Raw genomic sequence first — 599 nt, 5'->3', positions numbered from 1 at the left:
GGGTGGCTTCGGTGCCGATTCCCCGGCCGGTGGCGGTGGGGACCAGCGCGATCCGGAAGGCGGCGGACCGGTTGTCGCGGTCCAGGTCCGTCAGGGCGAGTTCGCCGAGGTAGTGGCCGTCGAGGTCCTCGATGGCGAGGTCGAGGCGGTCGGGCTGGTCGGCGCGGGTGGCGCACCAGTGTTCGATGTCGGCGAGGGTGAACTCCCGGCGGGTGCCGGTGAGTCGGCGGTCCTCGGGGTCCTGGGTGGCGCGCCAGGAGTCCTCGGCGTGGCGGGGTGAGAGCGGGACCAGGCGGAGGTGTGCGCCGGTCAGGGTGGGTTTGCGGAGCAGGGCTGCGTCGTTGATCACCTGGTAGTTCTATCGGCGGGCGGTCACCAGCGCCACCGGTAAATGCGTTGCCGCCGCCGGGAGAATGGCGGCATGAGCACAGCACCCCTGACCTGGACCGTCTCCCTGACCGCCGTGGACCACCCGGAGGCGGCCACCGTCCTGTACGAGTACATCGACGAGCTCGCCAGCCGCTACTACGGGCGCCAGGCGACCTCCCAGGAGATCGTGGCGGCGCTCGGGGACGGGGGGGGTCTGCGCGAGACCCGAG

1 protein-coding gene is annotated in these 599 nt (G+C 72.0%); it reads right to left on the bottom strand.

The features are described from left to right. A partial coding sequence (locus tag ABD323_RS43940) for a GNAT family N-acetyltransferase (protein ID WP_344447603.1) occupies positions 1–349 on the bottom strand: 349 nt, incomplete at its 3' end. Between the last annotated feature and the right edge of the window lie 250 nt (positions 350–599).

The sequence above is a fragment of the Kitasatospora nipponensis genome, from assembly GCF_039528135.1.
GTDB lineage: Bacteria > Actinomycetota > Actinomycetes > Streptomycetales > Streptomycetaceae > Kitasatospora > Kitasatospora nipponensis.
This window is presented reverse-complemented; position numbering and strand designations above follow the sequence as displayed.